Source organism: Lentibacillus kapialis (genome assembly GCF_014646635.1).
GTDB lineage: Bacteria > Bacillota > Bacilli > Bacillales > Amphibacillaceae > Lentibacillus > Lentibacillus kapialis.
The window spans coordinates 23,903-36,275 of the sequence record NZ_BMNQ01000035.1 but is presented as its reverse complement, the minus strand read 5'-3'; the positions used below and the strand labels follow the sequence as shown (position 1 = coordinate 36,275).

Genomic DNA, 12,373 nt, shown 5'->3' with positions numbered 1-12,373 from the left:
AAATTTTGAAGATAGGGGGGTGAAAATTTCGAAAGCGAATGGAGGGCTGCCCCGAGGGGCAGCCCTCCATTCGCTGCTACCCCTCTGCCAGAAAGTGTTCATTTTTATTTAGCGGAAATGGTCTACTTTAGTTTAGCAGTTCCAATTCCCGCCATTACATAACGATGAATTGGGTAAAAACATGAAAATACCGGTCTTTATGCCCTTTTTTTATTGTTTTCATAATTCGTTATGTGTTACAATACACATAACGAGGAGGCGGCAAAAATGGCTACTATCGTCTATCAAACAGATAAGCGTTCAGGGATCACCTATGCGTATGAGTCCATTTCCTACTGGGACAAGGACAAGCAGCAATCCCGATCCAAGAGAACCCTAATCGGACGGTTAGACAGTAAAACCGGAGAAATTGTTCCGACAGACGGCAGGGGACGCAAAAAGAAAGAGAGGCATGCCGTGATAAAGAGAGGTCCTGCTCCCTCTGTACAAACCGCACGTTATTTTTACGGTGCCACGTATCTGCTGGACGAGATCGGTGCGAGTACCGGCATTACAGAAGACCTGAAAGCGTGTTTTCCTGACACATACCGCCAGATTCTATCCATTGCATACTATCTAATCTTAGAGGACAGTGCTCCTCTTTATCGCTTTGAAAAATGGAGTCACTTACATAAACATCCTTACGGTCAAAACATCACGTCCCAGCGAAGCAGCGATCTGTTCGCATCTATCACCGAAGATGCGAAATATAAGTTCTTCCAGCTGCAGGGAAAACGGCGGACGGAAAAGGCGTTTTGGGCCTATGATATCACCACTATATCCAGCCAGTCTGAACTTCTGAGGCAGGTGCAATACGGCTGGAATAAAGAAAACGATCCACTGCCTCAGCTAAACCTGACGCTGGTCTTCGGCGAAACGTCCAACCTGCCGTTTTATTACCGCAAACTGGCTGGTAATATCCCGGATTCCAAGACTGTCAGAAAACTGCTTGCCGATTTGGATGTACTTGGCTTCTCCAAAGTGAAGCTGGTCATGGACAGGGGCTTCTACAGTCAGGAAAATATCAACGCATTATTGCAAAACCACCTGAAGTTTCTGGTCTCTGTCAAAATGTCTCTTACGTTCGTCCGGAAAGAACTGGATGCCATCTATGACGGCTTTCGATCGCTTGGACACTACAGTGAGAAATACGAATTATATAGCTGCACGGTCCGGACAACGTGGCACTATAAGCAGCACCTTCCCTATAAAGGGGACACCCTGACACAGTCCAAGCGTATATCTATTCACTTTTATTACAATATTGACCAAGCTGCGGAGGACGAAAAAGCATTTGACCGCAAGTTAATCAACCTGCGTCGTGAATTGGAATCAGGGAAAAGGCTCCCGGAACATGAAAAGCAGTATCAAACGTATTTTGAGACAAAAACCACACCGAAACGGGGGACAAAAGTCAGTGTTAAAGAAGAGGCTGTCAACAAGGCCAAGCGCTATTTTGGATTTTTTGCGCTGATGACCAATGAAACGATGGATGCCATCGCTGCGTTAGAGCTTTACCGCAATAAGGATGTCGTTGAAAAAGCGTTCGGGAATCTGAAGGAACGGCTGAACATGCGCCGCACACTGGTATCATCCGAACAGAGTCTTGATGGGAAGCTTTTTGTGGATTTTGTAGCGCTCATCTATCTTTCATATATCAAAAAACAAATGCAGGATACCGATTTATCGAAAAAACTTACGTTACAGGGCGTGCTGGATCAGCTGGATGTTATTGAGTGCTTTGAAGCGCCCGGGAAAAAACCACGTATTGGCGAGCTTCTTAACAAGCAAAAAGAAATCTACGGAAATTTAGGTGTTACCCCGCCTACCTCGTTATGAGTAGGCGGGAATCCAGGATATATAGGCCATAAATTTGAATGATACTTTATTTTTCTTGACTTAAATGAATAGTGTGATAAAATTCTTTTTAAGAATTAAGAGAATATTGGTCATATGTGACTGACGTGATCAGGCATGGTGATAAAATGAATGGATAAAGTTAGTTGTGTCCATAGTTATCACTATGCCTTTTTTTATTTAGTCATGTTTAAAGGCCTACTTGGGATATGAAAGCCAAAAAGGATTAGGAGAAATGGGAGTGTTAAAACTGTTCCAGTAATTTAACGATAGATTGATATTCTATCAGATAAATACTACCTGACCAATATTCCAACAAATCAGCCTACAAGGAGGTGCATATAAAACAGTTCAAGCTAATTTTTCGGTTATTTAAAGCTTTTTTAAAAATATAGGAAAGGAAGGGACGAAGCAGATGAAGAAACGATTGTCACCCTATTCACCTATTATAGCGATCTTGTTAGTTAGCCTCGTAGTAGGTATGTTTACATCAACCGTTAGCGCCGAAGGCACAAATTCCGAAAAAAAATATGAGTTTTATCCAAAGCCCCACAGCGTAGAGTATGACGAAGGCGAACTATCGTTGGAAAAAGATGTTCAAGTTGTTTATGATGATACGATCGACGATGTGACAAAGGAAAAGTTATCTACTATTTTTGAAGACAATAACTTGCCGAAACCTGAAATCGCTAACAGACCATCAGATGATAAAATCAATATCTTTGTCGGCACCGATGGGTCAGGTGGTCCGGCAGAACAAAACGCAAAGAAAAAGCTTAACAGCAGTAATATGAACTTTGATAAAATTGATGCTTATCAATTAGCAATCCGTGACGATACTATAACTGTGATTGGGAAAGATACGGATGCAGCTTTTCACGGGTTATCCTCGCTCGAAACAATTCTGGACCAAAGTCAGGATAATATAATCCAAAATCTTGAAATTAAGGATTATGCCAACACAGAATTTCGGGGATTCATTGAAGGATTTTACGGGATTCCATGGAGTAATGAAGATCGTAAGTCATTGATGGAATTCGGCGGACAGTTTAAAGCAAATACCTATATCTTCGCACCAAAAGACGATCCTTACCATAGAAAAAAATGGGATAAACTCTATCCTGAAGATAAATTAGAAGGAGTAAGTGATTTGGCAGAGGTTGGACGGGAAAATAAAGTAAACTTCGTCTGGTCAATTTCACCTCTTGGAAAAGTTGCTGAAATTGCTCAAGAGGAAGGCGATGAGGCTGCCATGAAATTGCTTGATGAAAATAAAGAAAAATTACTCAATAAGTTTGATCAGCTATATGACGCAGGCGTTAGACAATTTGGAGTTCTTGGTGATGATGTTGGCTCCCTTCCACTCGATTATGTTGTTGAATTGATGGATGCTATTTCCGAATGGGCTGACGAAAAGGGCGATGTCAGGGATACAATCTATACCCCTGCAGCCTATAATTCATCCTGGGCATGGGATGGCGGAAAAGAATTGAACAAACTTGAGAAAAACTTTGACGATAACATTCAAATTCTCTGGACAGGTTCAACTACTGTTGCACCAGTTGAACAGGATACAATCGACGATTTCAAAACTCTTGACAATAATGGTGTTGAACGTCGTGATCCACTCTTTTGGCTGAATTGGCCGGTGAATGATGTGGATATGTCCCGGGTGTTTCTCGGGAAAGCAAGCATCCTTAACCCCGGCGTTAGAAATTTATCCGGAGTTGTCACAAATCCTATGCAGGAAGCAGAAGCTTCTAAAGTTGCTATTTTTGCAATCGCCGACTATGCATGGAATACAGAGGATTTTAATGCCCAGAAGAGCTGGGAAGACAGCATGAAATACGTAGAACCGGATGCAACCGAGGCTTTTCATACCTTGGCTAAGCATATGGCCTATGCTGACCCTAAAGATGGATGGCCAGCTGATGAGAGCGAAGGTATTAAGGATTTGCTTAATGAGACAAAATCCCGTCTTGATAGCGGTGAAGATCTTGGAGATGTCGCTCCTGAGCTTATAGATGAATTGCGGAGCATTGCCGAAGCTGGGAATGAATTTTTGACAGAAACTAAGAACGATGATTTAAAAGAAGAATTGAAGCCATTTGTCTATGCCCTTCGTGATATGGTTCTTGCTGACATTGAATATGTGAAAGCTCAACAAGCAATAGACAGTGACAACTTGGTAAGCGCTAAAAAACATTATGTATCAGGTAGGTCTTTACGTGAACAAAGTTTGGATTATGATCGTCCGATGCTAGAGGGAGAGGATGACGTAAAAGCCAAACCTGCTGGAAAAAGACTACAACCGTTTACTGATCATTTGGAGGAGAAAGTAACGGAAAACGCTAAAGAATTGTTAGATGTTGATGTTATGAAAGCATTCGTAAATCAATATGCAGATGAAGGTAAAATTAAAAATGACGAAGATGTACGTTTGTTACAGACACACCTAACATCAGTTAATCATTTTGTTGAAGTGGAATCTTACGACAAAGCGAAGAAACACATGAAGAACTTGAAACAATTAGTTGAAGAATATCAAAATGATGAACAAATAGATAAAAAAGCAGCGGAAAATTTGATTAAACATGCTGATATTTTAATTGCAGAATGGCGAAAGACGTAAGCATAAAAGGGGTAGTATCATGCGACGTTTTATCCCAATCATCAAATATATGCGAGTGAAGAAAAAGACTCTGATCCTGCTTGTAGCGGTTTATTTATTATTTTTTACGTCCGTCGTAATGACAACTTCAACAACTGCGTATTTCACGAGTGCGACAACGGTTCGGGGACAGATGACAATAAACCGTACTTTTACAGGAGAAGAGCACGTGAAAAAATCTAAGGACCAGAACCATAAAAATCAAAAAACAGAGGAAGTAGAGCAGAACCAGGAAAAACAAGATGATGAGCAGCAGACGGATAAAAGTCGTTCATCGGATAAGAAAACAGAACAAGACACAGTATCGGATGAAGAAAGATCGGATCAAACGGACTCCTCCACTGATACAGAAGAGAAGCATTCATCCAGTGACCCGGATGTAAATAAACAAAATGATAAAACGGGAGACGAGAGTCTAAATGAAAAAGAGCCGTATAAGAAGTAGAATTCGGCCTGACTTGTTAGAGTTAATCGAATGGAGTGACCGTTTATGAAGACAAGGAAAATCATAAAAGCAATAAACCATATCGTTACCATTCTCGTGTTCGCCGTTCTACTTACGATGTTATTCACAGTCATAACAATGCGGGCTTCCGGGGGAGAACCAAGTCTATTTGGCTATCAATTCAAATCGGTTTTATCCGGGTCTATGGAACCAGATATTAAAACAGGATCGATTATTGCGGTGAAGGAGACAAAGGATGATTATCATTTTTCAAAAGATGATGTGATTACCTTTAAAACAGAAAACGATAAGACCGTAACACATCGAATCGACCAGGTACGGGATAACGGACAATCCTATATTACAAAAGGAGATGCAAATGATGCAGCAGACCTAGACCCGGTATTACAGGAAAATATTATCGGCTTGTATAGCGGGTTTACAATTCCGTATCTTGGGTATGTCATGAATTTTGTCAATTCCAACGAGGTTGCAGCATTACTGCTAATATTACCGGGAATATACCTTGTCATCTATTCGATTTTCCAAATTGGACGAGCATTACGTGCCATTGACCCTCCGAAAAAGGAAGTTGGGTCTAACACCAAATAAGATTATAAAGATATATCTATAATCTTATTAAGCATTCTAAAATAAATAAAAAAGAAGGGAGAAATCTAGCGTGGGATTAAAAAAACAATTGGGAATGGGAGTTATGTCGGCGGTACTAGGTATGTCATTGATCGGGGGAGGAACATACGCTTATTTCAGTTCTAGCGAAACAACGAATAACACGTTTGCAACGGGAACATTAGATCTATCTGTAGACCCAACGACGATAGTCGATGTGAAAGAGCTCAAGCCGGGTGACTCAGTTACCCGTGATTTCGAATTGAAGAACACGGGGTCACTGGATATTAAGAACGTATTACTCGAAACTGATTATAGTGTAACAGATGGAGAAGGAGACAATACGGAAGACTTCGGTGACCATATCCAGGTAGAATTTTTATATAATGCCGATAAAATGGACGAGGTCATCTATGAAACAACTCTTTCTGAGTTAAAAGATATGAAGCCGGAGGCAGTTAATGAAGAGGTATTTCAAGAATTTTTAGGTGATGGAGGACTTGAACCAGAGAGTCAAGATGACTTAGTTGTCAAATTCAAGTTTGTTGATAATGGTGAAAATCAAAATCAATTCCAAGGGGATGAATTGAATCTGGAATGGACATTTAATGCACAACAAGGGGACGGCGAAGAAAAATAACATCTAATCAAAACACCCGGGATAAGTATAACAAAAGTCGTTTCCCGGGTGTTTTTCAGTTGATGTGATAATTTATTTGCTTTACACAACTATGGAGAAAGTCTCAAGGAGGAAAATGATATAAAATGAAATATAATTCTGTTGTTAATCTACGAAGTGCGCTTGTTTTTGCGTTTTTCTTAACCATGTGTGTTGTTTTTCTCAGTGAATCAGAAAAAATTTCTGCTGAAAGCAGTACAAGCCAGATCGAAGCTATTCAGGATATGAAAACACTGGTGACTCATTATAAAAAAGATGATGATATTATGTTTGAAGAGGTAACTCACAATCTTCAAATTCATTTGGAGGCATTAGCGCATTTTGAAAGGGAAGGAAAGAAAGAAAAGTCTATCAAGCATTTAAAAAACCTGAAAAAGTTAATTAATTATCAATATGAAAATGATCTCATTTCCGAAAAAGCTTACCATGTACTAGAATCGAATACTGAGCATTTGATTCAAACCAAACAGAACGAAAAGGATCCAATAGTAATGGGATATTGGAACGGAGACAAAAAGTTAGAAAATTTTCCTGCTAATAAACTAACGCATATTAACTATGCATTTGCATACATCGATGAGGAAGGAAATGTTCATCCCGATACTTCATACGAGGAAGCGGAAAATGATTTCAATGAATTGAATAAGTATAAGGAAGAGAATCCACATATAAAATCATCTATTTCAATTGGTGGTTGGGGACCAAACTCAAAATATTTTTCAGATGTAGCTTCCACCAAAAAATCAAGAGAAAAGTTTGCTCAAGCCACTATTGATAAATTTATTAAAAAGTACAATTTTGATGGAATTGACATAGATTGGGAATTCCCTGTAGAAGGCGGAGTAGATGAATTACATTATGATCCAAAGGATAAAGAAAATCTAACTTTATTAGTAAAGGAATTTCGCGATCAGCTTGATCAATTGGAAAAGAAAAATAATCGTGAGTATTTGCTAACAGCAGCTACTCCAGCGGGACGGTATCAAAGCGAAGGTCCTTATGACCCTGCAGATAGTTATGATTTTGAAGAACTGTCCAAATATCTCGATTGGATTTACTTAATGGCGTATGATATAGGAAATGGCTTCAGTCCGGTCGCAAATTTTAATACACCAATGCAGCCTGTTAATTCAGATCCAACCCCGAATGAAATAAAGAAATGGAATAATGTAAACGGTGCTGTCGAATATTATCAGATGCAAGGTGTACCAAGCAACCAGCTTGTCCTTGGAACAGCATTTTATGGAAGAAGTTTCAAGGTATCAAACGAAGAAAACCAGGGGTTGTATCAGGAATATGAATCTACTGGACCTTCTCCACAATGGAGTGAAATAAAAAAAGATTACCTGACAGACCCTGATTGGAAGAAGCATTGGCATTCAACAGCTAAAGTACCTTGGTTATTTAACTCGAAGACTAATATGTTTTTGGCATATGATAATCCAAAGTCAATAAATAAAAAAGCGCAGTTTATTAACAAGCACAACCTCAGAGGTGGTATGATTTGGCATCTTGGATTAGACGACAATCAAAACAGTCTGCTTAATGCTTTATCAAACCCGGTATTAAAAACAAATCATTAAATTATATAAGGGTAGATGTTAATAAAAATTTATTTTTTATATAGTTTTGTCAACCAATTTTAAAAGGGCAATACATAAGAACACATTTTATGTATCGCCCTTTATTTTTCGATTTCTAATTCTTAAGATCTACAATATTTGTTGGGGAGCTAACCTGTTCTCTTGCACAGTCATCCGGCTCCCATGCCAACATGGGGGTCAGATCTGTTCAGAGGTTTGCTTTCAAACCGTCCGCACGCTACCTCGCTGATCAAACGCACTGTCTGTCGGCTAATGCTTACCGGCTGTACGGCGCATTCGGAACTTGCACTCTGTAGCGTATGTGCTGCCACTCGCAAAAAAGGCTAACATTCCAATTCGGAATGCTAGCTCTTGAAATATATTTGACAAAACCCGAGAAATGACAGGCACCCAAAAACTATTCCCACTCTTCTATTAAAGCATCAGTATTCGCAATTAAAGTGTTGTACGCTCTTTCAGAAATTAATGCCTTTTCCTGCATATGACCGAGCAATAGCTTATAGCTTTTCAAATGTTTGACGACTTTATCTCCGAATTGTTTATCCTCGAAATGGCTCACTGCTTTCAGATGAACTGTAAGTAGGTGATCAGCTTTAGGATCAATATCCCCCTCATCTGACAGTTGTTCCACAAGTGCATTTAAATCAGCAACACTTTCTGCTTCATCTGATTCTATTGGTTTTACCGGTTGAACATCAGGTAATTCACTACCTTTAGCAAATCCTGCGACATTACCAATTTTTTCATAGTTATCCCTGAAAGCCTCAATACCAGCAACATCATTACTTGACGTGTTCCATGATTTCGAAGCGAGTGCACGCAGCTCTTTGGCAATATCTTTGGTGATTACATCTTCTCCGACCAAATCCGGATTATCGTTCCATATAGCCAAGGCTGCACCTTTAATAAAGTCTGAATCATCATCGACCCGATTCCCATCACCCTGGAATTTGCCGGGTGTCCAATCTTCATAAATTCGTTTGTCCTGGTTTAAATAGTCAAATGAATGTTGTTTGCGTCCGTCATCAGGTTTTTCATTTCTTAATACATAATAGAAATAGCTTGCATTCATGTTATAAATATCTTCATGACCTCTTTCTACAAATGCATCAAGTTTGGCAACGCTTTTGTTCCAGCTCATTTGTGCCCAGAAGTCGATTCCAATGGCATCATGCATTTCAACTTTTTGCTTTGGTTCCTTTGGCTCCCAAGGATTTTTATTATTCTCTCCGTAGTAAATACCGTCGTTGAAAATTCTTGGTTTAAAGCCATTTTCATATACATGGGATGCTATCTCATTAATATAATCGGCCAAGACGTCTTTCCATATATAGTCTTCACCCAATGTTTCTTTCGCATATTCATTTAAAACCGGCTTATAGTCTGACATAAATGGGTCTCTGTCAAATTGCATGTACTCATCTCCACCTATGTGGAAATCGGTGCTTCCCTCGAATAATTCCATGTATTCGGTGTACAGACTTTTGACATATTCCACAGCTTCCGGATTTGTCACGTCCAGAGCCACTTCGCTGTGATTGCCATTTTTATCAACCTGTCCATATTCCGGATGGGTTTTTAAAATATGTTTGACGTGGCCAGGTGTGTCCAAAGAAGGAATGACTTTAACCCCGTATTTCTCTGCTTCAGCGATAATCTCCCTTACTTCCTCTTTTGTTAAATAGCCATCATCTGAGACAATCTCCGGATCTGTTTCACTTTCAATTCTAAAGCCTTTATCTTCCGAAAAGTGCAATTGTATCGCATTCATTTTGAAATACGACATTTCCCGTATATGCTGAATAATCCAATCTTTTGTAATGTATTTTCTGGCCATATCCAAATGGACCCTGCGTCCCTTCACATCAGGATAATCAACTATTGTTCCATAGGGCAAAGTATTGTCATTGTTTATCATGAAATGCTGGATGGTCCGCAATGCATACATGGCTGCATTTTCTGAAGCAGCTACTATTTTGACGCCATCATCACCAATGTCTATTTTATAAGCTTCATCACTATTGCTTTCCTCTGTAATTTGACTATTTTTGTCCAACGTTACAACGATATCATTGGATGTAGTGTCTGATTTATCGGCATACACTTTTTCAATTTCCGTATTTGCAGGAATTTCCTTTTTCAAAAACTCGGCTGAAACCAATTCAACAACCTCTTTAAGTCGTTCATTCTCTAAATATTCATCCGTATCAGGAATTACAAATCTAGTTGATTCATCCATTTTCCATGTTGAATAATTTGAATCGGTTTCATATGATTGGACAATTGGTAATACTGAGCTGGCTAATTCATCATTTGATAATTCCCCCCCCTCAGCAAAAGCTGGACTTATAAGTGTTGAGGAGATAACGAAAAATGATAAGACAACTATTGTAAATTTTTTCAAAATAATTCCTCCTTAAAATTTTTATGAATGCGACATCATTCTAGTGCAAACGATGTGCAAAACATCATACGCTTCGACAATAATTTTATGCCCAAATCACCACCTTGATTTGAATGACATGACTGACACAAAAAAAGACATGGAGATACGAAAAGGGTCCACAGATCCTTTTACATATCACCATGCCTGGTCGAATCAGTCACATGTGATTCAATATAATTATTTTAATCTTAGCACTCCAATGTCTGAAAGGCAATGACCATTTCCATTTTTCTAAATTTTTTACTTTGCTAACCATCTATATCTTTTAAACAATCGCGCCCGTTCGTATAGCTTAAGATTCTCAATCATCACATATTCATTATGCTGCTATCGATAGTGTTCTCGATAATACAAAAGGACGTGAATTAGGGATCTACAAAATCTCAAAAAACAGTCAAGTACGGGCGGCATAATGTATAACGAATAAACTTTCTACTAACTTTAGGTGAATCACGCGAAAGCTTATAGTATCGTAGTTGAGGGCTCCAATAATTGGTCACAAAATTGGTAACGTATCAGTCGAAATAAATTGAAAAGAAGTAATGCAAATTTGATATTAATACCCTATTAAAACTTGCTATAACAAATAATTTGTATTTTTTATAATATGTTAAAATGTACTGATACGGTTTCCGGTATTAGGGCTCACCTATAGGTAAACAACAGTATATGACGTTTAGCAGTTGATTGTACAAGAACGCCTAATGTGACATTTTAATTGTCACATAAAAGTAACTAGAAAGATTAAACACACGAAACAAAACAAACGTATATTCGCTTTGTCAGGGATGATTTTATCAAGCGAATACCAGAACAACAGTCGGATGAAACACCCTGAAAATAAGTCAAGTACGGGCGGCATGATGTAGGACAAGCCTACAAACGCCAGCATACCAACGTGTATAGACTTTTAATGCCGTTCATGTTCATGCTTGTTGTGAAGTTGTTTAATGTATAAATAGTTAGTTTTAAGAAGACTACTTCCTTTAAAAAAGGGGGTGGGCTTTTTTTGTTGTTAAAATTTATTTTCTAATTAGTGTTGCTTTTTCTTTAATCATATGATAATTCATCCTTGTTTTTTTGAGTCAAGTGTACTATAATACTTTTTGAGTCAATTGTACCAAAACAATTGAGGCTATGTATATTGTCGACATTATCAAAGCCATATTTTTAAATGTATTGGACCGAAACTTGACAAAAAAGGATTAAAAAAGGGGTTATTGAGTATGAAAAAAGAAGAATTTTGCAAGTTAATAGACTATTCTATTTTATGGCAGAACAGAAGTAAGGAATCAATAGAAAAGCGAAGTCGAGAAGTCATTAAATACGGATTTGCCTGTTTATGCTGTTATCCAGTTGACGTGCCTGTAGCTAAAAACATTATAGGTAACAATGCTAGTATTAGTGGTGTTGTTGGATTTCCGGTGGGTGCTGAGACAACTAAGGCCAAGGTCCATGAAGCTTTGGTAGCAATTGATAAAGGAGCGAACGAACTTGATATTGTTATGAACATATCTCGATTCAAAGACGGTGACTATGATTTTGTGTTAGATGAGTTAAAACAAATTGTTGAAGCAGCAAAGAACAGAAGAGAAGACTGTATCATTAAAATTATCATTGAGACACCTCACCTAAAAGAACGAGATGAATTAACAAAAGCCTGTGAGTTAGTGATTGATTCCGGAGCTGACTACGTGAAGAATGTCACGGGATTTGCTACGGGATATGATGGCACTGGGGAATCAAGTTATACTGATGAAATGGTTAACCCTTACGATAATGCAGGAATCGACAATGTTAAAGCAATAAGTGAAATCGTAAATGGCAGAATAAAAATTAAAAGCTCAGGAGCCCCCAAAAGTTTGGACGAATGTGTATATTATATTCAAGAACTGGGTGTATCACGAATTGGTAATGATTATATACCGGAGTGGCTTGTCAAAGCGGGAGACGACTATTGGAACGATAAATAACAATCATAAAGAAAATTATGATAAGTTGT

General features: G+C 38.5%; 8 protein-coding genes. 7 read left to right on the top strand and 1 reads right to left on the bottom strand.

Annotated features, from left to right (window positions below; all coding sequences use genetic code 11):
- The first annotated feature begins 267 nt into the window (after window positions 1–267).
- From IEW67_RS11745 to IEW67_RS11720, 6 genes are all read left to right on the top strand, one after another.
- On the top strand, window positions 268–1,878 hold the full coding sequence (locus tag IEW67_RS11745) for an IS1634 family transposase (protein WP_188633266.1): 1,611 nt from the start codon (window positions 268–270) through the stop codon (window positions 1,876–1,878).
- 433 nt (window positions 1,879–2,311) lie between these two features.
- Window positions 2,312–4,528: a glycoside hydrolase family 84 protein gene (locus tag IEW67_RS11740; protein ID WP_188633265.1), complete on the top strand. Its 2,217-nt coding sequence runs from the start codon at window positions 2,312–2,314 to the stop codon at window positions 4,526–4,528.
- A 19-nt stretch (window positions 4,529–4,547) separates the two neighbouring features.
- Entirely contained in the window at window positions 4,548–5,012 is a 465-nt protein-coding gene (locus tag IEW67_RS11735; RefSeq protein WP_188633264.1) for a hypothetical protein, read from the top strand.
- 45 nt (window positions 5,013–5,057) lie between these two features.
- Window positions 5,058–5,624: a signal peptidase I SipW gene (gene sipW / locus IEW67_RS11730; protein WP_188633263.1), complete on the top strand. Its 567-nt coding sequence runs from the start codon at window positions 5,058–5,060 to the stop codon at window positions 5,622–5,624.
- A 70-nt stretch (window positions 5,625–5,694) separates the two neighbouring features.
- Window positions 5,695–6,282, top strand: a complete 588-nt coding sequence (locus IEW67_RS11725; protein ID WP_188633262.1) for a CalY family protein — start codon at window positions 5,695–5,697, stop codon at window positions 6,280–6,282.
- A 125-nt stretch (window positions 6,283–6,407) separates the two neighbouring features.
- Entirely contained in the window at window positions 6,408–7,904 is a 1,497-nt protein-coding gene (locus tag IEW67_RS11720) for a glycosyl hydrolase family 18 protein (protein WP_188633261.1), read from the top strand.
- 418 nt (window positions 7,905–8,322) lie between these two features.
- On the opposite strand, the gene IEW67_RS11715 is transcribed toward IEW67_RS11720, so the two are convergent.
- Window positions 8,323–10,329 (bottom strand): beta-N-acetylhexosaminidase, encoded by a 2,007-nt coding sequence (locus IEW67_RS11715; protein ID WP_229671797.1) that lies wholly within the window; start codon window positions 10,327–10,329, stop codon window positions 8,323–8,325.
- Window positions 10,330–11,597: 1,268 nt separating this feature from the next.
- Here IEW67_RS11715 and deoC point away from each other — a divergent pair.
- Complete coding sequence (gene deoC / locus IEW67_RS11710) at window positions 11,598–12,344, top strand: deoxyribose-phosphate aldolase (protein ID WP_188633260.1); 747 nt, start codon at window positions 11,598–11,600, stop codon at window positions 12,342–12,344.
- Window positions 12,345–12,373: the final 29 nt, after the last annotated feature.

What these genes read in the sequence shown, in the direction of transcription:
- IEW67_RS11745 (WP_188633266.1), top strand. Translation starts at nt 268, where the DNA reads ATGGCTACTATCGTCTATCAAACAGATAAGCGTTCAGGGATCACCTAT.
- IEW67_RS11740 (WP_188633265.1), top strand. Translation starts at nt 2,312, where the DNA reads ATGAAGAAACGATTGTCACCCTATTCACCTATTATAGCGATCTTGTTA.
- IEW67_RS11735 (WP_188633264.1), top strand. Translation starts at nt 4,548, where the DNA reads ATGCGACGTTTTATCCCAATCATCAAATATATGCGAGTGAAGAAAAAG.
- sipW (WP_188633263.1), top strand. Translation starts at nt 5,058, where the DNA reads ATGAAGACAAGGAAAATCATAAAAGCAATAAACCATATCGTTACCATT.
- IEW67_RS11720 (WP_188633261.1), top strand. Translation starts at nt 6,408, where the DNA reads ATGAAATATAATTCTGTTGTTAATCTACGAAGTGCGCTTGTTTTTGCG.
- deoC (WP_188633260.1), top strand. Translation starts at nt 11,598, where the DNA reads ATGAAAAAAGAAGAATTTTGCAAGTTAATAGACTATTCTATTTTATGG.